Raw genomic sequence first — 21,242 nt, 5'->3', positions numbered from 1 at the left:
GACCGATTGATAAACGAATATTCATCTTACCAAAATAGCCCTCACAAAGGCGCACATTTTTTTATTCGTACTTTAACAGTACAAGCAATGGTGTCATCCAAAGCAGATTTATGCTTAAATCTCATGCCATGAAACCAGTTTTTTTACTTACTGCGTTGGCCTGGCAATTGCTGGCTTCGGCCGCTAACACCGATGTCATCAATCGTGGCAATGGCGCTGAACCCGATTCACTGAACCCACATTTGGCACAAGGACTCAACAGCATGAATATTCTGTTGGATATGTATGAGGGGTTGATGACTTTTGATGTCAATGGCGAACCCACTTATGGTGTTGCCATCAGCCACACGGTAAACGATGACCACAGCCAATGGCAGTTCAACTTAAATCCTGCAGCCAAATGGAGCGATGGCCGGGTTGTGACGGCCAGTGATTTTATCAACAGCTGGCAGCTGGCCTATGCACCGGCCACGGCGGCACCCTACCGGCAAGTCATGAATAACTTAGTTAAAAACAACCAATTACAGGTCAGCAGTAAAAACCCACACCACTTACAACTTGACTTGAACCAAGCTGATAGCGGTCTGTTGAGTAAGTTACTATTACCGATCTTTCTACCCACACGCCCCAATAATGAGGGTCAAATCATCAGCAATGGCGCTTATCAGCTGATTCAATGGCGCACCCAAGAACGCATCACCTTAGAAAAAAACCCTCATTTTCATGCCGCAGATGATGTCTTTACAACGACTGTAAACTATTGGGTAACAGAGAATCAAAACAGTGAATTACTGCGTTTTCGCGCAGGCGAGTTGGACATCACCGAAACCATCCCTGATAACAAAATCACATGGTTACGTGAGCACCTGCCTGATGCCTTGAGAATAGCGCCATACTACGGCACCTTCTTTTTGGGTCTGAATCTGAATGATGAGCACTTGAGTGACCCACATTTGCGGGTGGCTTTGAGTGCCTCGATTGACCGCCAAATCTTGGTAGATAAAGTACTCAAGACCGGCCAAATGGTAGCCCATAGAATCATCCCCACTGATCAAAGCCTTAAGGGTGATGTGGCCTATGATTTAAGTCGCGCCAAAGCCGCTCTGGCACAAAGTCACTTCAAGCCAAAAACAGATCGGCTAGAAATTCTCTACAACAGCAGCAATAACCAGAAGAAAGTGGCGTTGGCTGTGGCCGCCATGTGGCGCCAAAACTTAGGTATTCGCAGCCAGCTTAAAAACCAAGAATGGAAAGTTTTCGTCAACACCAGAAAAACCGAAAACAAACAAGTATTTCGATCAGGTTGGATTGCTGATTATTATGACCCTTTGAACTTTCTTGAGTTATTCCACAGCCAATCTAACTTCAATTTCTATGCTTTTAACAACAAACAATACGATGCCATCATCGAAGCACTGCGTCGCAACAACACCAATAAAACCGAACTAATCAACCGAGCCGAAGAAATAATCCAGCAAGAAATTCCGGTCATACCTTTGTACCACTATGTTTCCAGACATTTGGTAAACCCCCAAATGTCTGGATTTGTCGACAACAGGATGGATCGCCACCTCAGCCGCTATTTAAGTAAGAGGCAATAGTTACAACAAATCCTCTACAGCGGTGTTGATGGCATCGCTGACTTGCGTCATTCGTTCAGCCGCTTTGGCCATTTTCTTTTCTGCCACTTTGGGTTTTTTTAGCTTGTAATGGGTACCGACATCTTTCATCAGACCCAGGCGCCACAATTCGGTATAAATCGCTTTGGGAGTCAGTGAACCGTTGGCATGTTTTTGACACAGGGCCTCAAAAGAATCCTTGTGGTCAATTTTCAATATCTTCTTGGTGTTGTTCTTATCGCAATAAGCCAACACGTCTTGGTATACTTTTTCTACCTTGGATGGCTTTACTTTGACTTGATCACTGTTCAGGTAAGGGGCGATGAAGCGGCGATCGATGCCGGTTCGCGCTGAGATTTCCACCACTGTTGATTTTTTCTTTGCATCTTTGGCCAACTTGACCATATGCATTTTGTAAAACTCAACAAATTCTTTGTAGGAAATGTCATTCTTTAGGGTTGCCACAGCCATCACTCTAGCAACTTCCGAGACTGCATCACGCAGCAGCACGGAACTGTCTTGGTTATTTTTCATTTGCACACACGTTTTTATTTACACACCAACTATTATAGACACAAATGGCCTTTTGAATTATCACGAATTGTAAAATTCAGTGCAAAAATCCACAAAATATATATAAATGTGACTTTAACCGACCTGATAGGCATCAAATCGACATGTTTTTCCGGGTATTTGAAAGGTGGGTTTAAACTTTGTCACTGTTGGGGCCTTTTGTGGCCTTTTAATCACAACCCTTTTGGTGCGTGCCTTAAGGGCGTGTTCAACCATCTCAACGGCTTCATCAGCGTGGCTGTGATTTAAATCTTGGAACAACTGCATGCCTTTTTTATTTTTGGCAGATTTCCTCTTGGGCGGAAACATGGGATCAAGGTAAATCACATCATACACCTCTTGGTCCATCAATGATTTTGAATCTTGGTATAACAACTGAAATAACTGACGTTGGTGTTCGTTTTCATACCGAACCAATGCATCTTTCAACAAAGCATGAATCAGCGGGTGACGTTCCACCGCCGTCACTACGAAACCAGCTTGATGCAACAAATAGCTATCAATACCCAAACCACAAGTGGCATCCAGAAGCTTGATGTTTTTTTGCCCTCTGATTTGGCAGGCTTTGACCACGTGTTCGCCACCCAAGTGGCCTTGTGCTCGATACAGCAAATCGGCTTGGTTGAAACTGACAGACAAAGTGGATTGTGTTTTCTGTGGATCACATAACGACAAAACCCCATCAATCAATGACAGGGTTAAGTGTGCTGGAAGTGCCGCAACCACTGCGTCAGCGCTGAGGTCTAATTGCGCCAAACGCTGTTGGGTGGATGCTGGCAAAGGCTCAGCGTTTATCAATGCCGACGTAATCGCGGGTTTTGGCGCCGCCGTAAACTTGTCTGGGTCGACCAATTCTAGTGTCAGGGGTTTCGTATTGTTCTAACCACTGTGAGGTCCATCCAACAGTCCTGGCAATGGCGAACATCACGGTAAACATTTGTACCGGTATGCCAAGCGCTTTATAGATGATGCCCGAGTAAAAATCGACGTTAGGATAAAGCTTTCTGGATACAAAGTATTCATCTTTCAATGCTATTTCCTCTAGTTTCATCGCCAATTCTAATTGTGGGTCATGCACGCCTAGCTCGTCTAACACTTCATGACAGGCTTTGCGAATGATGGTGGCTCGTGGGTCAAAGTTCTTATAAACACGGTGACCAAAACCCATCAATCTGAATTTATCGTCTTTGTCTTTGGCTTTTGCGACATACTTATCAATCTGCGACACATCACCAATTTCATCCAACATGTTCAATACCGCTTCATTGGCACCACCGTGAGCTGGGCCCCATAAAGAGGCGATACCCGCTGAAATACATGCAAATGGATTGGCGCCGGTTGAACCTACCAGTCGCACTGTAGAAGTACTGGCATTTTGTTCATGGTCGGCATGCAGTATGAACAACAAGTCCAAAGCTTTCGCAGCCACTGGATTGATTTCATAAGGTTCAGCTGGAACCCCGTACATCATATGTAACAACCGCTCGGTGAAGTTGAGTTGGTTTTGTGGGTACATGAATGGTTGACCGACATAGTTTTTGTAAACAGCAGCTGCTACTGTTGGCATTTTCGCAATCAGCCTGATTGCAGCTATGTGTCGATCTTTAGGATCGTTGACATTCATGCTGTCATGATAAAAAGCCGAGAAAGAACCAATCACACTCATCATCATCGCCATCGGATGCGCATCGTACTGAAAGCCATTCATGAACGAACGAATTTTCTCATGTACCATGGTATGCCTGGTAATCAAATTATCAAATGATTCATACTGCTCTTTGTTCGGCAACTCGCCATTCATCAGCAAATAAGTTACTTCCATGAAGTTGCTGCTTTCAGCCAATTGTTCAATCGGATAACCGCGGTACAATAAAACGCCCTTGCCACCATCAATAAAAGTGATGTCACTTTTACAAGCGGCAGTGGCTGCAAAACCAGAGTCGTAAGTAAAGTATCCGGTTTGTTTCTGTAAAGTTTTGATATCAAAAGTGGGCGGGCCCATTTCAGCTCGGATGACTGGCAATTCGGCAACTTTGCCTTCAGGGGTTGTGACTTTTACGACATCTTTATTGATTGAGGCTTCACTCATTGATAACTCTCCAAATTAGGGTATTTTTAATTATAAACACGGGCATGTGAACGCGGGTGCTGATAACATTTCAAACAATCGTTCATTTTAACATCTTAGCTGTGAACATGAAAAGCAGTTTAGCTATATACCATGGTCGCATTGATGGCCATTTTTCGCAGCCACAAAAAAACCCGAACACGTCGGGTTTTTTTTGTTTGAATACTGGGATTTATTTTCTTTGGTATCTGCGCTTGAAGCGGTCAACACGTCCACCCGAATCGGCCACTTTTTGTTGGCCAGTGTAGTAAGGGTGCGACTTTGAAGAAATTTCAATTTTCACCAATGGGTACTCATTGCCATCTTCCCATTTAATGGTTTCTTTAGAATGGATGCATGAACGAGTCAAAAACGCAAAATCTGCACCGGCATCTTGAAATACCACTTCTCTGTATTCTGGGTGAATATCTTTTCTCATAATTGTTTCCAATGTACTGTATCGAACGTGACGGCGTATTGTAATGTCATGTTAAGGGAAAGTAAAGCCCGCTTTGAGGTTTTTTAATCAGCAGTCATTACATGTCGATGTCGCTGAGATCGACATCAAAACGATTCATCAAACCAGCAAGATCTTTCATCATAATTTGACCTCCTATTTTAATCACAACCAGTTCAGAGTCGTCATCCAAGGCAATCACCGATAAGCCTTGCATTTTATCAGTCCCCATTTCAGCCATGATATAAACCGTAGAGTCATCTTCACGAATCGCAGCGAGTTGTTGCATGCCCAGGGACTTCATTTCATCTGCTGTGGCGTTGATGAACGATTTGATTTGCACCAAATCACCATCAAATGCCTCATCATCCAAGTCATAAACCCGCACCGCAATTTCAGTCAGGTTTTTCATCACATTGGAAACTTGCTCTTCTTCGCTGGTCATGCCACTGAGCAAGCCCAACATGGCAGCGCCTAAGTTCACTTCAACCGATGGTTCAATGTTCACCATGGATTGTAGCTTTTGCAATATGTCTTCTGCTTTGCTTTGCGATGAAAGCAGTAACAGACCCAACAGTAATAATATATTCTTCATTTTAAACTCCACTATATCTGTGTCATGGCCATCTGTGACATTGACTTGGAAACTGGTACGATAATGGCTGGTTTGATGCCATGGGTGTTCACATCTTCCAACGTTTTGGTACTGACTTTTTGCATGTAGTGCATGGCTATTTGCATGTCACGTTCAGCATCAGCCAATTGCTGTTGCTGAAATTGCTGGTTCTGATGCCACACCAAGCCCAATGAAAACACCGCCACAAAAGAAAAAGCCAGCACTGGTTGAAACCAACTACTTTGCCACCAGTTTTTTCGCGGCGTGATGCCCAAACGGACAAAAAGCTTACGTTGCATACTCGGCGGACATTTGACCTTTCGAGCTTGCTCAAAATAGTCTGTCAATTCTGCCGATACTTGTTGTTCTATGTTTTGCTTACGCATATGTTTTTTCCAAACTTTCTTTAAGTTGTTTTCTGGCCCTGTGTAAATACACTTTGGTTTGCGATAAACTCAAATCCAAGGCGTCGGCCAACACCTGATAACTTAAGCCATTCACCTCACGCATCACCAACAGTGATTGATAAGGTTCATCTAACTGGTTGATGGCTTTACCAATCTCACCAGAGAGTTCATCATTCAGCACCACATCCACCGATGAGGGAGACACATCACTGCCTGCGGCAGCTGCCAGCTGGTATTCATTGGCGTGCTTGCGTCGACGTATGATATCCAAACATTGGTTTCTGGTTACTTTGTAGAGCCAAGCTTTTTCAAACTTGCCACCTTTTTCTCGCCTTTGCCACAGTTTGATAAAAGTATCTTGCACCACATCTTCAGCCTCGAGTTGATTGCCCAGCATCTGATGTGCCAAGGCATACAGCCCATGCTGGTGCTTATTAACTTGTAAGCGGTACCAAATACTCATGCCCAATAACTCTATTATTATCTAACCCTGCGACCAAGATGCCTTGTTTTCAATATTTAATACGGTTAATTACCCATTTTGTTACAAATACCTAAAAAATAAACACAAAATTATATTAAGCTTCGGCATTATCCCGAATTATAGTGAGTTTTATGCTTAAAATACTGACAACAGGCCTTTTTATTTTATTGCTCAGCGCATGTGGTGCGCCAGTAAAACCGCCGGTTGACCGTCAACAAACGTTGATCGCAGCGTTGGTCGCCCAAGAAACCAGTCAAATCATAGCCAGCAAAGCACAATTACCGATGTCGGTTAAAAACAGTAACATCATTAACCTCTATATGTTGGCAATAAAAAACCAACCTTATCAATTGATCAGCAACAGCCAAAAACTGATCAAAAACTTTCACCATTACAACCCAGCCCAACAAAACATCCTCAAGCCCATATTGCTGTGGGCTTATGTCCACCCCATCTACCGCCAAGAAACAGCCAAACAAGTGCGCTTATTACAGCGAGAGGAGTTGTTGGTGGCCCCATCAGAAATAGACTTTTTGGCTTGTGAACAAAATGACATGGGGTGTGCCAGTACTTTGCGCCAACAGCTCTCAGCTATCATTGCACCCAATGAGTTCACTGCCACATTGATGGACATGGCACACAATGACCCCTGCATCAACTTGACAGATGAGAACATGGGCGGTGGTTTGGGCAACCAATGTTTGGCCAGTCGCAAAGGTGATTTAAAAGTCAACTTACTCAGTCACCCCAAATTTCTCTATGCCCAATGGGCCCAAATGCTCAACAGCAAAGCAGCACAACCATAAGCTCATTCCAGCATGGCTTTGATTGCCGCGAAGTTGCTTTTGTTGCTGGCTTGTTGTTCTGCTGCGGTTTTTTTCACTTTGGGGTGACCATTACTTAATTCATGCGGTATTTCATCCAAGAACCGACTCGCGCCAGAGTAACTTGCGGTGTTGTCATCGGCGAAACGTTTTTTGCGTTTTTTGACAAAAGAAATCTTTAACTGCTGCATGGCTCTGGTCATGCCAACGTACATCAAGCGGCGCTCTTCTTCCACCGCATCGTCCTCAGTTTCTGACTCCTCCAGAGAGTTGGCATGAGGCAATATACCCTCCTCAACTCCAACCAAGTAAACATGTTCAAATTCCAAGCCTTTGGCAGCATGTAAAGTCATCATGCGCACCGCATCCTCTTGGTTATCGTCTTCTTGCGAGGTTTGCAGTGATAAATAGTTAAGCAATTCATCAATGGCTAAATGTTGGTCACGCCCCAAAGCATCAATCCATTTAATGAAATCTTGAACCAGTTTGGTTTTGTTCATCTTGGCTAACTTATTATTAGCAGATTGACTGACATAACTGATGTAGTCGATTTGCTGCAGCAATGATGAGATCACTTTTTCTGCTGAATGCTGCATTTTTTGGTGTTGATGAATCAGACTGGTAAATGCTTTGACTCTATCCTGTGCAGCGGCGGGCAGTCCTTGTAGCACTTGAGCATTTTTACTGGCTGCCAGAAATGATTGACCGATGCCCTTGGCTGCCGCTGAAATGTGTTGCACAGTTTGCATGCCAATACCGCGTTTTGGCGTGTTTATTACCCGCAAAAAAGCTGCATTGTCACGTGGATTCGCCAACAAACGAATGTATGCCATCACGTCTTTGATTTCACTGTAATCAAAAAATGAACGACCGCCAGACATGTGATAGGGCACATCATTCATGCGTAAGGCTTGTTCCAACAATTTGGCCTGGTGGTTTGAGCGGTATAAAATAGCGAAATCATTGAAGTTTTTTTGATTGGCTCGTTGATTGAACCTGATATCAGCAATGACTTGTTCGGCTTCTGTTTCGGCATTGGGGTAGGCCAAAATTTGAATGGGGTCACCTTCGCCCAAGTCACTCCAAATTTTCTTTTCAATGGGGTGTGGGTTATTTTTGATCACTGCATTGGCGGCGGAGAGAATGGTGCTGGTTGAGCGGTAATTTTGCTCAAGTTTAACCACTTTCAAGCCGGTAAAATCTTGTTGCAGTAATTGCAAATTTTCTGCTTGCGCGCCACGCCAACCATAAATTGATTGGTCATCATCGCCCACACAAGTCAAATGCTGCCCACTACCCATGAGCATTTTTAGCAGTTGGTATTGGCTGGCATTGGTGTCTTGGTACTCATCAACCAGCATGTATTTGATTTTACTTTGCCAGCGACTTAAAACAGCTGAAGACTGACTCAAAAGCCACAATGGCTGAAGAATCAAGTCATCAAAATCCATCGCATTGATACTCACCATGTAATCGAGGTAATGCTGATAAATTTCAACTGCGACCGGCACTTTTGAGACCACCTCATTGGGTTTCAATGCGGCATTTTTCCAACCTGATATCTGCCACTGCAATTGATTGGCCACGTCTTTTTTAATGCCTTTGGGTAATAATCCCTGCAGTACTTTCTGACATTCTGAAGTGTCCAAAATACTGAAACCTCGGTGGTAGGGCGTGTGCTCAGCTTCTTGCTGCAAAATGCGCAAGCCCAGCGCATGGAAGGTAGAAATGTTCAGTGCATCGCCACCACTGACCAGTTTGACCGCCCTGGCATGCATCTCCTTGGCTGCTTTGTTGGTGAATGTGATGGCGAAAATTTGTTCAGGTAAACAATAGTCAACCCGCACCAAATGGGCCATTTTTTCTGTGATCACGCGGGTTTTACCACAACCAGCACCTGCCAACACCAACAACGGATAATTGACTGATTCTACTGCCGCTTTTTGAGGGGGATTAAGCAAAGATAAAAACTCATCTGATTAGAACAATTGACTCATCATAGGCAAAAAAAAATTCATTTCAAGTTTAATGCTTATTAAACTCAATGGTTGATGATGAAGTCACCCGGCTTGCCGAACAAATAGCCTTGGAACAAATCACAGCCAATTTGTTTTAACACGGTAAATTGTTCCTCTGTCTCAACTCCCTCAGCCACGGTTTGTAGGTTAAGGTGTTTAGCCATAGAAATGATGGTTTCAATAATCACTCGTGAGGACTCATCGTTGTTCAAATCTGTGACAAAACTTTTGTCAATTTTTAAGTAATCAATCGGTAGCTGACGCAGATACTCGAGTGATGAATAACCGGTGCCAAAATCATCAATCGCAATCAATACGCCCATTTCCTTGAGGCGTTGAAATTTGTACTGAATTTCATTCAAATTACCCACCACGACACCTTCGGTCAATTCAATGGTTAAACGCCCCTCGCCCACATTAAATCTTTTAAGAATTTGTTCAATGTATTTGATGAATCCTTGTTGGTGGAATTGTTTAGAACTGACGTTCACCGAAACATTGTGGTGACAATCCATGATTTTAAGGCAGGCATTGGAAATCACCCAACGCCCGACAGGTTGAATCAAATCAGTGTCCTCAGCCACTGGAATGAAGTCATCTGGAAACATGGTTTGTTGTTCATTAAAAATACGAATCAGTGATTCAAAACAGATGATTTCCCTTTCGACATTAACAATTGGCTGGTATTTTAAAATAAAGCTGTCGTTACTGACTGCATTGCGCAACACCTGTTCCACATAAAGCATTTTGTCGTTCTCTTTCTTCATGCTGGTATGGTACATGGTCACTTGATTGCGGCCCTGTTCTTTGGAACGGTACATGGCCACATCGGCTTGTCTGATGACATCATTAACTGTGGCTTGCTCAAAGGGATAGACACTGATTCCCATACTGACAGTACAAACATGCTGTTGGTTATTGATGTTATAAGGTTCGGCCAAGCGGGTGATGATTTTTTCAGCCAACATGATGATTTGGACGGCTGCATCATTCTGGTTCTGGTAATCACAATCAGTCGCCAGCACAAATTCATCCCCACCAAACCTGGCCATCACTTTAAAATCGTCTTGAAAACTTTTTAGTCTGGCAGCAATTTTAAGCAACAACTGATCACCAAAGTGATGCCCCAAAGCATCATTCAACACTTTAAAACGATCCATGTCTAGAAACAGCATCGCACCATAATGACCCTCGTCAAGTCCTTTAATGATCAGTTGGTTCAAGACATTTTGAAACTGCTGTCGATTGGGTAGTTGAGTTAAATAATCATGGAATGCCAAATGATGAATTTTTTCTGCGTCATTCTTTTCTGCAGTGATGTCAATCAGCATGCCCATGATGACTTGATTCACATCCTCATCATCCGGTTTATTCAACACATCTCGAAACCACCTGTACTGACCATCGGCATGCAAAATTCGGTATTCAATTTCACCGTGCGTGCGCTTCTTTCCCAAAGAATGCATGGTATCTTTAACCATGGTCAAATCATCATGGTGAATTTTATTTGAAAAGAAATGAGGCTCATTAAGCCATTGATCTATGGAATAGCCCAAAATGGCTTCAGCCTCCTGACTGACAAATGTGACCTTATCCAGCCCCATGTCCACTTTCCAAAAAATAACCGGCTGGTTTTCAATGATTCTTTGGTAATCTGAGTTGCGTTCCTGTAACTGTCTGTTGATCATGTTTAACTGCAAGGTTCGCTCTTTCACTTCACGGGCCACAATCACATGCCGCCCAGTCAATGCCAGCATGCCCACGCCGATGAAACCAGTGAAAGCCAAAGCAATCAACAACGTCAACCACAGGCCCCAGGTAGAATCACGATTAAAATATGCCGGTGTGGGGACGATTGATAACTCAAAACGTTCCCCGTTGACTGAAAACAAAGCCGATTGAGAATAATCATCGTAACGCCTGGTCACCACATCCTTACTTTGGTACTCAATTTCATAACCATCTGCAACCGCTTTGGCAATGCTGATTTTGAAATCATCTAAATTCATTGCTTCGGCTTCCGTTTCAATGAAATCTACCATTGCTTGATAATTCGTGGCCTGTGACTGGCTCTGATGAATGATGTAGTTCAGGTGTGTTTTAACCAACTCATTGATGCGCCGTTCCTCATAGCCCTTGAATGAGTTAAACAACAAAAACACCATGATAAAGCCAGCCAGAATAGGCAAAGCAACATTAAAAATACGTGGTTGCCACATGCGCCTCGGTCGCGCGAAAAATGACATCAGGATTGGGGTAAAAATCAACACACTCATGATGTCGCCCAAATACCACAAGACGCCTTTGCTAAAGAAATCATCGGCACCATAAAACCCTGCCCCACTGAGCAGAATAACAAAAATAACGGTGGAAATGAAGCACGGTATCAAGGCCCCAAAGGTGAAAAACTTAAGGATGTCTTTGACCTGAACCAGGTGGGGTGCGTGCCCCATCACATGACGTGCCAACATGCCCGCAAAAATAGGCCGGAAGAAGTTATTCAGCAACAGCAGCACATCATACAAGGAAGACTTATCCCAACCAAAATCGATGTGAATGTTATACAGAATGATGCTGTTGAGTATTTCACCCAGCATGATGCCAGGAATGGCTTTTTTACCCCATATCAGTATCACCCCAACACCGAGTCCAGCTGCGGGCCAAATCGAAATAGAAAGCGTGGGTCTGATCATGTATTGACTGGCCACATAACAAAACGCCGCAAACACACAACCTATGATGATATTAATGCCAATCCATTTGGGCCAGTTTTTCATCCCCTTTTCCTTATTATATACCCTTTCATATCATTGATATTAACCAAATAACCCAGTCAATACAAGCAACAACATGGCTTAGGGTTCAATCAAATTGCTCCCCAGACTCAATGATCAGAAGTAAACGCCAATGGCGGAACCTCTCAGGTTTGACAATTACCACAATAACAACTGGCACGCTGCCCGATGACCAAGTTTTTAATGGCTCGGCCACATTGCACACATGGCGCTCCCGCCCTGCCATAAACATTCAACTCTTGTTTAAAATAACCTGGCTTGCCGTCGGTGTTCTTGAAGTCATTGAGTGTGGTGCCGCCAGCGGTGATGGCTTGAGACAGCACTTTCTTGATATTTTTGGCCAGTTTTTCATAACGTTTCAAGGAGATGTTTCTAGCTGATCGTTTGGGATGAATGCCTGATAAAAATAATGATTCAGCTGCATAGATATTACCCACACCAACCACCACATGATTATTCATGATGAAGTTTTTCACCGGGCCTTTTTTATCTTTGGACAAGGTTTTCAACCAGAGGCCATCAAATTCATCGGTGAGCGGTTCTGGACCGAGCTTTTCCAGTAACACGTGTTTATTCGGTTCTTTGCCCACCAACAACACACAACCAAAACGCCGTGGGTCATTCAACCGCATCACTCGTTGATTGGATAAATACATTTCAAAGTGATCATGTTTGAGTAACTCGGCCTGCTGGGAAACCACCCTAATCACACCTGACATGCCCAAATGAATCATTAAATGTTGTCCATCTGAGAGTTCAAACAAGAGGTACTTAGCACGCCTGTATACCCTTCTGATGGTCAGACCTTGCAAGTTATTAACCGCTTCAGGAATGGGCCATCGCAGGGATGCATTGTGTACTTTTATGGCGCTGATGCGCTCACCTAAAGTCCACGGCGTCACACCTTTGAGTGTGGTCTCAACCTCGGGTAATTCAGGCAAACAAATATCCTGCTGAAAATGATTTGGAAGTCATAATAGACATCAAATCCTTTGGCCCAGGAAATTACTGATGAGGTTATTGGCCACAGTGAACCTGGGCGATAAGATGATGGAGCCATCTTTCGACCATTTCAAAAGTTCTTCTTTACTGAACCAGCGTACATCTTCCATCTCATCATCCAAGCGAATATCATCTGAAACAGCCTCTGCATTGAATGCCAGCATCAATGATGATGGAAATGGCCATGGTTGAGAGCCAAAATAAGTTACGTCTTTGATGCGTACGTTGGACTCTTCATAGATTTCACGGTGCACCGAATCTTCAATCGACTCACCCGCTTCAACAAATCCTGCCAAGGTCGAATAGACATTGGGCGGCCAAGAATGCTTTCTGCCCAATAAGCATTGATCACCTTTGGTCACCAACACAATGACCGCTGGTTCAATCCTTGGAAATTGTTCATGGCCATTTTCACAAACCATCTTATGCCCTGAACTTTCCAAGTGATTTTCAGTGCCACAGACCGAGCAGTATTTTTTGCGGCGCTGCCACAAATCAAGACCGCGCGAATACAAAGCAATGTGGGCCAAATCATCGGCCAAAACCATGGCGTACTGACGAATGGATTCGAAATGACAATCCAATTGAGATTCCAGTGCCAAGGCCTCTTTTTCAGTCAGACTGCAGCTGAACCACAACTCATCTTCTAAGATACCTAAAAAACTTTGGTGCTTCTCGGCACCCAATGGCTGTTTTGAAATGTAAAACTGATCGTCAGAGTCAGGATAGATGTGGTTGCCCTTGTAGACAGGTACGTAATGACAAGTTTTGAACTTCCGCAGTTGATTGATGCGTTGCTTTTGTTCGCGCATATTGGCACAACGATCCAACTCGGTTCGAATGAAATGTATTTGATCAGAACTCATATGGCAAAGGAACTGCCACAACCGCAAGTGGACTTGGCGTTGGGGTTACTGACCACAAATCGAGAACCCTGTAAATCCTCAAGAAAATCAACGGTTGACCCCATCAAATAAGGAAAACTCATCGGATCGACCATCATTTGTACGCCATGTTCTTCCATGATCATGTCACCGTCGGTTTGTTCTTCCTCAAAGGCAAAACCGTATTGAAACCCCGAACAACCACCGCCAATGATGTACACCCTGAATTTTAAATCAGGATTCATTTCTTCCAGAACCAGCTGATTGATTTTATTGGCTGCAGCGCCTGATAAATGTATTTGATTACTACTCATTCTTCTCTGCTTTTTTATTGACCAAAGGGGTTATTTCGCCGCCTTGGTAAATTAATTGTCCATTGACTTGGGAACCTGTTTCCATCTCAATGTTGACGTAATAAATGTTGCCATTGATGCGTGCCTTTGATGACACTTCCATCTTGCTGGTAACAGTGATGTCACCTTCAACGGTGCCATTGATGTCCAAGTTACCAGTCTTAATGGAACCATTGACACTGCCTGTTTCGCTGATGACCAACATGTCATTATCAGTTTCTGATGTAATCGAACCTTCGACCCGACCCAATAAATGCATGGTGCCAGAGAATGAAACATCCCCTTTGATCTGAGTTTCTTGGCTGATGATGGTATCTACGTTATTTACCTGATTGTTATTTGCCATAATATTTTCTTTGTTGTTTTTTGAGCCAAACATACTGTTTCCAAATTTGTATCAATGATTTAATTTTGCGTCACAATGATGTCGTCATTCAGTTCTTGGGCAGAACCACCTGCGATTTCAGACCACTGAAATTCCTCTGAAATCACTTTTTTATTGCTTTTCAATTCTACTAAAAGCATGGTGGGATTAAAACCTTTGGGCAAACTGAATGCGTATTTTTTGATTTGAAAATATTTGAATTCAAAATCATTTTCTAAATCAAACTGCTCAACCAAATCAATGGTCTGGCCTGCATCATCTTTGATACCCTTTAATTTCAGTGCCAATTGGCCCTTGACCACATTCGCCCGTTGTAGTTTTTGCGCCAAAACCACTTTAAGCTGATACAACTCAGCCAGCGGTTCCGCCGTCACCTCAAACACCCTAAGTTTCTTGATTTCATCTTTGTGGCTGAGGAGGTTCTCATAAAACGACAACTCAGCTTTCAAGGCAGCGTTGTCATCACTGATGCTGTTCATGTTTTGTTGCAGTTCTAAAATCGCTTGTTCTTTGATTTTAACCGCTGTTTGCAGTTGGCTGATGGTTTTTTGATTGGCTTCGTTTTGTTCAGTGAGTTGTTGGTTGACCTCAACCCAGGTGGTTTTTTGTCCTTTGAATGCTTGCAATACACCCAAGTGACTGTATCGACCCAACAAAAATGTCACCACGGCCAAACCCAGCAAAGAAACCAACAACCAATGCGCACGAATAAAAGAAGGTTTTTTATCCGCGTTCAGTATCACGTATTTAGGGGTTTTAATGGCCACTTAGACTTGTTGTTTGAGTAAAAAAACGGCATTATACCACCAGCACAGTAGAATCAGGTTAAACAGACACCGATGCAGAATCAACCGCACCCCTATATGAACATATTTGTTTCAAAGGAACCATCCAATGTTATGGTTTAAGACCTTTCATATCTTTTTTGTGGTCAGTTGGTTTGCCTGCCTGTTTTATTTACCCAGGCTGTTTGTAAATCACGCCAACCTCACCGACGCCAAGGAAGTGGCTTTACTAGCTGGTATGGAGCACCGACTGATTAAAATGATGCGATTCACTTTTTGGGGCACATTGATATCAGCTGTTTTGTTGGTGTACTCCTTGGCCGGTGGCAGTTGGTTAGTTTATATCCAACAGGGCTGGCTGATCGCCAAATTGATATTGGTGGCCTTACTGGTTTTTTACCATTATTGGTGCATCAAAATTCACCACAACTTCAATGCCGGAACTGAAACCCGCAGCCACGTGTGGTTCCGCGTGTTCAACGAAATTCCTGCTTTTGCCTTATTCGCTATCATTTATCTGGTGATTGCCAAACCTTTTTAGCCCAGGCTGAGGTTTCAACATCGTCTGAAAAGCACGCTCATCTATTGATGACACTGAGCAACTATCAAGGTAAAATACCGCTTTCCTGAATGTATCCACTGAACACCATGTTTGATAAAAGAAAAACCATAGCCCAAGTTGACCCGGAGTTGGCTGCAGCCATCGAAGCAGAAGACCAACGCCAAGAAGACCACATTGAACTGATCGCTTCAGAAAATTATGCTTCGCCAGCCGTGATGGAAGCACAAGGCTCACAAATGACCAATAAATATGCCGAAGGTTACCCAGGCAAAAGGTATTATGGCGGCTGTGAACACGTTGATGTGGCAGAGGAATTGGCCATTGCTCGCGTGAAAGAATTATTTCAAGCCGACTACGCCAATGTCCAACCTCATTCCGGCTCACAGGCCAATCAAGCGGTTTTTCATGCTTTGTTACAACCCGGCGATACCATCTTAGGTATGTCATTGGCGCATGGCGGCCATTTAACCCATGGTGCCAAGGTCAATGTCTCCGGTAAACTATACAACGCCATCCAATACGGCATTGATGAGGAAACTGGTGAAATTGATTTTGATGAAGTCAGAAAATTGGCACTGGAACATCGGCCTAAATTAATCATTGGCGGTTTTTCAGCTTACTCTAAACGCATTGACTGGCAAAAATTCAGAGACATTGCCGATGAAGTGGGTGCCTACTTCTTAGTGGATATGGCGCATGTCGCTGGCTTGGTTGCTGCAGGCGTATACCCTTCACCCGTTAACATTGCGGATGTCACCACATCCACCACCCACAAAACTTTGCGTGGTCCCAGAGGCGGTATTATCTTGGCCAAGGCCAATCCAGAACTACAAAAGAAATTAAACTCATTGGTCTTCCCTGGCATCCAAGGTGGACCTTTGATGCATGTCATTGCTGCCAAGGCGGTGGCTTTCAAAGAAGCCTTGGAACCGGCATTTAAGACCTATCAGGCACAAGTGATAAAAAATGCCCAAGTGATGGCAAAGGTGTTTATGGAACGCGGCTACAAAGTGGTCTCAGGAGGCACTGAAAACCATTTGTTCTTGCTTGATTTAGTAGACAAGGACATCACCGGCAAAGATGCCGAAGCACGTTTGGGCGCAGCACACATCACAGTCAACAAAAACTCGGTGCCTAATGACCCTAAATCACCGTTTGTAACCAGTGGTTTACGATTCGGCACCCCAGCTGGCACCACCAGAGGCTTTGGAGAGGAAGAATTCACTGCCATGACCCACTGGATGTGTGATATCCTTGATGACATGGACAACGAAGAAACCACCGCCACCGTTCGCGACAAAGTGTCGAAACTGTGCCGTGAGTTTCCAGTTTACGGATAAAACATGATGCATAAAAAAACCAAAAGAATCCCTGAACCGCTGGCCAGAAAACACCGCGCCCGTAAACGCTTGGTACAGGCTTTGTACCAGATTCACTACAACGACATGACGGCTCGTGTGGTCATTGATCAATTCTTAGAAGAACAAGATTTCAACAAAGTAGACACTGAATTCTTCAAATCAGCCTTGCGCTACATTGAAACCAATAAAGATGAAATCGAGGCCCACATTGATCCTCATCTGGGACGTGAAAAATCATCTTTGGGGGCGGTCGAATATGCGGTGCTGACCATGGCCACTTACGAACTGATCAAACACATTGAAACACCATTCAAAGTGATCATCAACGAGGCCATTTTAATGGCCACTGAGTTTGGTGCCGAAGGCGGACACATTTTCGTCAATGGGGTTCTGACCAAAGTGGCAGCTGCCACCAGAAAGGCTGAAATAGCAGCACAAACCAAGTAAAACAAAAGGCTGTCATTTATCGCTGAATTTGACCTCATTGAACAAATCAAACGCCAGTGTGACACCACCACTGCTGGCACTGTTTTAGGGATTGGAGATGACGCTGCCATCCTACAGCCCAACCCCGACTGCCAACTCACTGTATCCACTGATACATTGGTCGCTGGCGTACATTTCAAAGAGACAGATCAAGCTATACACATTGGCCACAAAGCCTTGGCAGTTAATTTAAGTGACATGGCGGCCATGGGAGCGACGCCGAAATGGGTGCTGTTGAACCTGACTTTACCAGATATCAACCGCAAATGGATCAATGGCTTCATCAAAGGCTTTGCGGCGCTGTTGGCCAAGTACCAAGTGCAGTTGATTGGCGGTGATACCACTCAGGGACCTCTGAGCATTGCGGTGACTGTAATGGGCGAAACCTCCAATGCCATTCGTCGTGATGGTGCGAATTTGCATGATTTGGTGGTGGTGACCGGTGAAATAGGTTCAGCCGCCTTTGCTTTGCACAATCCGCGACGATCAAAAGCCTGTAACCAACAATTAAAACAACCTGAACCCCGTTTGGATGTGGCCAAGAACATCACCCACCTAGCCACCGCCATGATTGATGTCTCTGATGGTTTGATGGTTGACTTGGGTCACATTTGTCGCGCCAGCAACTTGGCCGCAGTGATTGAATTATCGCAGGTCCCCATTAACTCGATCATTCAAAAAGACAAAAACTGGATGGCCTATGTGTTGGCTGGTGGCGATGATTATCAATTGTGCTTCACCATCAATGCCGAGGCTGAAGACGAGCTGCCTGAGGATTGTCACATCATTGGCCAAATTATTGAACCGCCCAACAAAGAATCTGATGTGGTGATGGTTTTGCATCACCACCAACCCATCACCACCAACTTCAAAGGTTACCAACATTTCGATGATGAAAAACGCTGATTTAACGAGCAGAACCAAACAAGTGGCATTAACCACACCAACTGGCTTTTTGGCTTTTGGCTTTGGCAGCGGCTTGGCCCCGAAAGCACCGGGTACTTTTGGTACCCTGGCAGCTATTCCTTTGTATCTGCTGATGATGGGCTTGAGTTGGCCATATTATCTATTGATGTTGGTGGTGACATTTGTAGCCGGAGTTTATATCTGTGAGCAAGCCAGTAAGAACCTGGGGGTACATGATCACGGTGGTATTGTTTGGGATGAATTCGTTGGCTTTTGGCTCACCATGTTTTTGATTCCTTGGCATTGGCAGTGGTTGTTACTGGGATTTGTGCTGTTCAGGTTTTTTGATATCATCAAGCCTTTTCCGATAAAATGGTTAGATCAGCATGTCAAAGGCGGTTTTGGCATCATGATAGATGATGTGATTGCTGGGCTCTATGCCTGGCTGATTTTGTATTTAATTGTGAGTTATTATTGATGAAAAAAGTATTGGTATTGGGTGGTGGCAGAATTGGTGCAGCGATCGCCAAGAACTTAAGTGCAGATCATGCTGTGACGCTGGCAGACTTAAGTATTGACCACTTGGATTATTTGCACTCAGATTGTCAGTTGGTGGCAGCTGATGCTTGTGATGATGAAAGCCTGAAAAATCTAGTACAACCTTTTGACGTGGTGGTGGGAGCACTACCCAGTTTGCTTGGCTTTGATCGCCTCAAAGCACTGATTGAATTGAACAAAATGATTGTTGATATTTCATTCTTTGCTGAGGATGCTTTGGCCTTGAATGAACTGGCCAAAACCAACGGTGTGACCGCACTGGTTGATTTTGGCCTGGCTCCAGGTATTTCAAATTTATACGCGGGTCACTTTGTGCAACAGTTTGACCAAGTAGATGCTTTTGCTTGTAAAGTCGGTGGTGTACCGGTGGAACGACTCAAACCATTTGAATACAAAGCGCCATTCGCACCATTGGATGTGATCGAAGAATATACCCGCCCTGCACGCATGCGTCGTGAAGGCAAAGAAATAATCTTGCCTGCGATGAGTGAAATAGAGTCTTTGTATTTCAAAGGTGTGGGCCATATGGAAGCCTTTAATACCGACGGTTTGCGCTCATTGCTACAAACCGTCAATATCCCCACCATGGCTGAAAAAACCGTGCGTTACAACGGTCATGCCACTTTAATCCAACAACTCATCGACGCCGGATTTTTCAAACCCGAACACCGAGATGCCACCGCCAAGGTCTTACTGGAACAATGGCAATTCGATGAAAACGAGCCAGATTTAACCGTCATGGAAATCTCCGCCTCAGGTGTCAAGAATGGCAAACCACATGCCGAAACCTACCAATTAATTGATCACTACGACCAGCAAAACAACGTTTCCTCCATGGCCAGAACCACTGGTTATACCTGTGCCGCAGGTGTCAGGTTGGCGCTGAACAATGAATTACCCAAGGGGGTGTTACCGCCAGAGATCATCGGACAAAACCCAAGCTGGTTTGCACACATCATGTCAGAGTTGGCCACTCACAACATCAACATCAAAGCGGTATGATTGAGTCACTGATAGCTTACTTCACCGGCCTGTCAGTTTTTGGCAAATTGGCCATTGTGTTGAACATCAGCATATTTATTATTGCAGGATTCCTGTTCAAGCATGTGGTGCCTTCAGGCTCTGATGAATTGAATACAAAACGCGCCCGTTTGTTGCGTCTGATGAACATCTTTTTGTTGTCAATCTATTTGTTTGATTGGTTGTGGAATTATGTCATCAACGATTACGGACAACGCGAATTCCTCAAACAAGTCTCACAGACAGGTTTGGTTTTTTTATTGGGTTACTTGCTGACCCAGTTCGGCCATTCCTGGACCATCAAGAAATACGGCAAACAACGCACCATTGATGGCAAGGATACCAAGACCCGAACCTATCAATCAGAAATGGGTTTCATCATCATTACTTTGATTACCATCGCTGTTTCGCTGTTATTAATCATCAATATTTGGCAAGTCACTTCCTGGTTACAGGCCACTGGAGTGATTGGTGGCATTCTGGTGATTTTATTTGGTACCAAAGAAGCTTGGGCACACGATGCGGTCAGCGGTTTAATCATGCTACACCAAGGCCAAATTTCACCCGGCGTGGTTTGTCGCATCCCCTCGATGGATATATTGGCGGTGATCAAACGCATGTCATTGACAGAAACCACTTTTCATCACTTGATTCAAAAACACAGCATCATCGTCGCCAACTCTAAACTGCGCGCCGTACCGGTTGAAATATTAAACAAAACCGACGCCAACTATTGGAACGACTATGTTGAATTTAACATTGGTTATGACACCCCATCCGAACAAGTCGAGGCCTACATCCAGGCCGTTTGGCAAAAAGCCTGCGAGATGGAAAAACAATTAGACCCTGAAAAAACGCCCAGATTGGTGCTGGTCAATCCGGGCGATCATGCCATCCAGTGGCGCATGAATTATCGGGTTGAATCGGTATATCGCATCGTCCAAGCCAGGTTCGCCATCAACCGTGCAGCCTATGATTTACAAACCGAACATGGCTTGTCACTGGCCACTCCATTGACCCACCAAGCCATACAATAAGCA

23 protein-coding genes are annotated in these 21,242 nt (G+C 44.2%); 9 read left to right on the top strand and 14 right to left on the bottom strand.

What is annotated here, in order from left to right:
• The first annotated feature begins 128 nt into the window (after positions 1 to 128).
• Positions 129 to 1,601, top strand: a complete 1,473-nt coding sequence (locus tag QNI24_RS03490) for a peptide ABC transporter substrate-binding protein (protein WP_267174895.1) — start codon at positions 129 to 131, stop codon at positions 1,599 to 1,601.
• Here QNI24_RS03490 and QNI24_RS03485 read toward each other — a convergent pair whose 3' ends face one another.
• The 7 genes from QNI24_RS03485 to QNI24_RS03455 form a co-directional block, all read right to left on the bottom strand.
• Positions 1,602 to 2,153, bottom strand: coding sequence for a hypothetical protein (locus QNI24_RS03485; protein WP_267174894.1), 552 nt, complete (start codon positions 2,151 to 2,153; stop codon positions 1,602 to 1,604).
• Positions 2,154 to 2,267: 114 nt separating this feature from the next.
• Positions 2,268 to 2,972 (bottom strand): class I SAM-dependent methyltransferase, encoded by a 705-nt coding sequence (locus QNI24_RS03480; RefSeq protein WP_267174893.1) that lies wholly within the window; start codon positions 2,970 to 2,972, stop codon positions 2,268 to 2,270.
• Between the two features lie 4 nt (positions 2,973 to 2,976).
• Complete coding sequence (locus QNI24_RS03475) at positions 2,977 to 4,281, bottom strand: citrate synthase (RefSeq protein WP_267174892.1); 1,305 nt, start codon at positions 4,279 to 4,281, stop codon at positions 2,977 to 2,979.
• Positions 4,282 to 4,492: 211 nt separating this feature from the next.
• A complete protein-coding gene (locus QNI24_RS03470; protein ID WP_223788124.1) occupies positions 4,493 to 4,738 on the bottom strand; it encodes a type B 50S ribosomal protein L31 in 246 nt (81 codons plus the stop codon).
• A gap of 97 nt (positions 4,739 to 4,835) precedes the next feature.
• On the bottom strand, positions 4,836 to 5,351 hold the full coding sequence (locus QNI24_RS03465; protein WP_267174891.1) for a DUF4252 domain-containing protein: 516 nt from the start codon (positions 5,349 to 5,351) through the stop codon (positions 4,836 to 4,838).
• Between the two features lie 11 nt (positions 5,352 to 5,362).
• Complete coding sequence (locus QNI24_RS03460) at positions 5,363 to 5,758, bottom strand: hypothetical protein (RefSeq protein WP_267174890.1); 396 nt, start codon at positions 5,756 to 5,758, stop codon at positions 5,363 to 5,365.
• The gene (locus tag QNI24_RS03455; RefSeq protein WP_267174889.1) at positions 5,751 to 6,242 is read right to left on the bottom strand and encodes an RNA polymerase sigma factor; all 492 of its coding nucleotides are present in this window, start codon (positions 6,240 to 6,242) and stop codon (positions 5,751 to 5,753) included. Before QNI24_RS03455 ends, QNI24_RS03460 begins: the two co-directional genes overlap by 8 nt.
• Before the next feature lie 152 nt (positions 6,243 to 6,394).
• On the opposite strand from QNI24_RS03455, the gene QNI24_RS03450 reads away from it, so the two are divergent.
• Complete coding sequence (locus QNI24_RS03450) at positions 6,395 to 7,069, top strand: hypothetical protein (protein WP_267174888.1); 675 nt, start codon at positions 6,395 to 6,397, stop codon at positions 7,067 to 7,069.
• 2 nt (positions 7,070 to 7,071) lie between these two features.
• Here the strand turns inward: QNI24_RS03450 and QNI24_RS03445 are convergent, their stop codons facing one another.
• The 7 genes from QNI24_RS03445 to QNI24_RS03415 form a co-directional block, all read right to left on the bottom strand.
• Entirely contained in the window at positions 7,072 to 9,048 is a 1,977-nt protein-coding gene (locus QNI24_RS03445) for an ATP-dependent helicase (RefSeq protein WP_267174887.1), read from the bottom strand.
• 80 nt (positions 9,049 to 9,128) lie between these two features.
• Positions 9,129 to 11,882 carry a bifunctional diguanylate cyclase/phosphodiesterase gene (locus QNI24_RS03440; RefSeq protein WP_267174886.1) on the bottom strand — a complete coding sequence of 918 codons (2,754 nt, stop codon included), beginning with the start codon at positions 11,880 to 11,882 and terminating at the stop codon, positions 9,129 to 9,131.
• A 143-nt stretch (positions 11,883 to 12,025) separates the two neighbouring features.
• Positions 12,026 to 12,841, bottom strand: coding sequence for a bifunctional DNA-formamidopyrimidine glycosylase/DNA-(apurinic or apyrimidinic site) lyase (gene mutM, locus QNI24_RS03435; RefSeq protein WP_267174885.1), 816 nt, complete (start codon positions 12,839 to 12,841; stop codon positions 12,026 to 12,028).
• Between the two features lie 42 nt (positions 12,842 to 12,883).
• A complete protein-coding gene (nudC, locus tag QNI24_RS03430; protein WP_267174884.1) occupies positions 12,884 to 13,768 on the bottom strand; it encodes an NAD(+) diphosphatase in 885 nt (294 codons plus the stop codon).
• On the bottom strand, positions 13,765 to 14,100 hold the full coding sequence (erpA, locus tag QNI24_RS03425) for an iron-sulfur cluster insertion protein ErpA (RefSeq protein WP_267174883.1): 336 nt from the start codon (positions 14,098 to 14,100) through the stop codon (positions 13,765 to 13,767). Before erpA ends, nudC begins: the two co-directional genes overlap by 4 nt.
• On the bottom strand, positions 14,093 to 14,485 hold the full coding sequence (locus tag QNI24_RS03420) for a bactofilin family protein (protein WP_267174882.1): 393 nt from the start codon (positions 14,483 to 14,485) through the stop codon (positions 14,093 to 14,095). The genes erpA and QNI24_RS03420 overlap by 8 nt, the downstream gene beginning before the upstream one ends.
• A gap of 59 nt (positions 14,486 to 14,544) precedes the next feature.
• The gene (locus QNI24_RS03415; RefSeq protein WP_267174881.1) at positions 14,545 to 15,291 is read right to left on the bottom strand and encodes a DUF6776 family protein; all 747 of its coding nucleotides are present in this window, start codon (positions 15,289 to 15,291) and stop codon (positions 14,545 to 14,547) included.
• 127 nt (positions 15,292 to 15,418) lie between these two features.
• Between QNI24_RS03415 and QNI24_RS03410 the strand changes: the two genes are divergently transcribed.
• The 7 genes from QNI24_RS03410 to QNI24_RS03380 all read left to right on the top strand — a co-directional run bounded on the left by QNI24_RS03410 (position 15,419) and on the right by QNI24_RS03380 (position 21,239).
• Complete coding sequence (locus tag QNI24_RS03410; RefSeq protein ID WP_267174880.1) at positions 15,419 to 15,850, top strand: CopD family protein; 432 nt, start codon at positions 15,419 to 15,421, stop codon at positions 15,848 to 15,850.
• A 107-nt stretch (positions 15,851 to 15,957) separates the two neighbouring features.
• Complete coding sequence (gene glyA, locus QNI24_RS03405) at positions 15,958 to 17,211, top strand: serine hydroxymethyltransferase (protein ID WP_267175172.1); 1,254 nt, start codon at positions 15,958 to 15,960, stop codon at positions 17,209 to 17,211.
• Positions 17,212 to 17,214: 3 nt separating this feature from the next.
• Entirely contained in the window at positions 17,215 to 17,679 is a 465-nt protein-coding gene (gene nusB / locus QNI24_RS03400; RefSeq protein WP_267174879.1) for a transcription antitermination factor NusB, read from the top strand.
• Positions 17,680 to 17,688: 9 nt separating this feature from the next.
• Positions 17,689 to 18,624: a thiamine-phosphate kinase gene (thiL, locus tag QNI24_RS03395; RefSeq protein WP_323373310.1), complete on the top strand. Its 936-nt coding sequence runs from the start codon at positions 17,689 to 17,691 to the stop codon at positions 18,622 to 18,624.
• Positions 18,608 to 19,102: a phosphatidylglycerophosphatase A family protein gene (locus QNI24_RS03390; protein ID WP_458367996.1), complete on the top strand. Its 495-nt coding sequence runs from the start codon at positions 18,608 to 18,610 to the stop codon at positions 19,100 to 19,102. Before thiL ends, QNI24_RS03390 begins: the two co-directional genes overlap by 17 nt.
• Complete coding sequence (locus QNI24_RS03385) at positions 19,102 to 20,184, top strand: saccharopine dehydrogenase family protein (RefSeq protein ID WP_267174878.1); 1,083 nt, start codon at positions 19,102 to 19,104, stop codon at positions 20,182 to 20,184. The genes QNI24_RS03390 and QNI24_RS03385 overlap by 1 nt, the downstream gene beginning before the upstream one ends.
• Complete coding sequence (locus QNI24_RS03380) at positions 20,181 to 21,239, top strand: mechanosensitive ion channel family protein (protein ID WP_267174877.1); 1,059 nt, start codon at positions 20,181 to 20,183, stop codon at positions 21,237 to 21,239. Before QNI24_RS03385 ends, QNI24_RS03380 begins: the two co-directional genes overlap by 4 nt.
• The last annotated feature ends 3 nt before the right edge of the window (positions 21,240 to 21,242 follow it).

It is taken from the genome of Marinicella marina (assembly GCF_030065545.1).
GTDB lineage: Bacteria > Pseudomonadota > Gammaproteobacteria > Xanthomonadales > Marinicellaceae > Marinicella > Marinicella marina.
This window is presented reverse-complemented; position numbering and strand designations above follow the sequence as displayed.

What these genes read in the sequence shown, in the direction of transcription:
- QNI24_RS03380 (WP_267174877.1), top strand. Translation starts at nt 20,181, where the DNA reads ATGATTGAGTCACTGATAGCTTACTTCACCGGCCTGTCAGTTTTTGGC.
- QNI24_RS03440 (WP_267174886.1), bottom strand. Translation starts at nt 11,882, where the DNA reads ATGAAAAACTGGCCCAAATGGATTGGCATTAATATCATCATAGGTTGT.
- QNI24_RS03465 (WP_267174891.1), bottom strand. Translation starts at nt 5,351, where the DNA reads ATGAAGAATATATTATTACTGTTGGGTCTGTTACTGCTTTCATCGCAA.
- QNI24_RS03450 (WP_267174888.1), top strand. Translation starts at nt 6,395, where the DNA reads ATGCTTAAAATACTGACAACAGGCCTTTTTATTTTATTGCTCAGCGCA.
- QNI24_RS03485 (WP_267174894.1), bottom strand. Translation starts at nt 2,153, where the DNA reads ATGAAAAATAACCAAGACAGTTCCGTGCTGCTGCGTGATGCAGTCTCG.
- QNI24_RS03390 (WP_458367996.1), top strand. Translation starts at nt 18,608, where the DNA reads ATGATGAAAAACGCTGATTTAACGAGCAGAACCAAACAAGTGGCATTA.
- erpA (WP_267174883.1), bottom strand. Translation starts at nt 14,100, where the DNA reads ATGAGTAGTAATCAAATACATTTATCAGGCGCTGCAGCCAATAAAATC.
- QNI24_RS03420 (WP_267174882.1), bottom strand. Translation starts at nt 14,485, where the DNA reads ATGGCAAATAACAATCAGGTAAATAACGTAGATACCATCATCAGCCAA.
- nusB (WP_267174879.1), top strand. Translation starts at nt 17,215, where the DNA reads ATGATGCATAAAAAAACCAAAAGAATCCCTGAACCGCTGGCCAGAAAA.
- QNI24_RS03490 (WP_267174895.1), top strand. Translation starts at nt 129, where the DNA reads ATGAAACCAGTTTTTTTACTTACTGCGTTGGCCTGGCAATTGCTGGCT.
- QNI24_RS03470 (WP_223788124.1), bottom strand. Translation starts at nt 4,738, where the DNA reads ATGAGAAAAGATATTCACCCAGAATACAGAGAAGTGGTATTTCAAGAT.
- QNI24_RS03460 (WP_267174890.1), bottom strand. Translation starts at nt 5,758, where the DNA reads ATGCGTAAGCAAAACATAGAACAACAAGTATCGGCAGAATTGACAGAC.
- QNI24_RS03385 (WP_267174878.1), top strand. Translation starts at nt 19,102, where the DNA reads ATGAAAAAAGTATTGGTATTGGGTGGTGGCAGAATTGGTGCAGCGATC.
- nudC (WP_267174884.1), bottom strand. Translation starts at nt 13,768, where the DNA reads ATGAGTTCTGATCAAATACATTTCATTCGAACCGAGTTGGATCGTTGT.
- QNI24_RS03475 (WP_267174892.1), bottom strand. Translation starts at nt 4,281, where the DNA reads ATGAGTGAAGCCTCAATCAATAAAGATGTCGTAAAAGTCACAACCCCT.
- QNI24_RS03410 (WP_267174880.1), top strand. Translation starts at nt 15,419, where the DNA reads ATGTTATGGTTTAAGACCTTTCATATCTTTTTTGTGGTCAGTTGGTTT.
- glyA (WP_267175172.1), top strand. Translation starts at nt 15,958, where the DNA reads ATGTTTGATAAAAGAAAAACCATAGCCCAAGTTGACCCGGAGTTGGCT.
- QNI24_RS03455 (WP_267174889.1), bottom strand. Translation starts at nt 6,242, where the DNA reads ATGAGTATTTGGTACCGCTTACAAGTTAATAAGCACCAGCATGGGCTG.